The organism is Robertmurraya sp. DFI.2.37 (genome assembly GCF_029211245.1).
In the GTDB taxonomy this organism is placed as follows: domain Bacteria; phylum Bacillota; class Bacilli; order Bacillales; family Cytobacillaceae; genus Robertmurraya; species Robertmurraya methanolica_A.
Window position 1 is genome coordinate 1 of record NZ_JARGEJ010000827.1, and the last position, 290, is coordinate 290.

1 protein-coding gene is annotated in these 290 nt (G+C 38.3%); it reads right to left on the minus strand.

Going from position 1 to position 290, the window contains the following annotated elements:
- Positions 1-58 precede the first annotated feature (58 nt).
- A partial coding sequence (locus tag PZE06_RS28810; RefSeq protein WP_275792512.1) for a precorrin-8X methylmutase occupies positions 59-290 on the minus strand: 232 nt, incomplete at its 5' end.

The window sequence follows — 290 nt, forward strand, 5'->3', positions numbered from 1 at the left end:
TATAATACCACTATTCTATCTTTCTAACAAGTTCTAACAAAGTTTTTTTACATCTGTTTTACATCTGATATAATAAAGCATTGCAAATACATGCGGCAATATTGCTTCCACCTTTTCTTCCCCGTGCCACGATCGACGGTGTATCTTCCAGACTTAAGATCAGTTCCTTTGACTGCACGACATTTACAAACCCTACCGGAACTGCAATGATTAATTCCGGATTAATCTTTCCTTCTTTGATCAACTCATAAAGCCGTACCAATGCTGTCGGTGCATTTCCAACTGCAAAG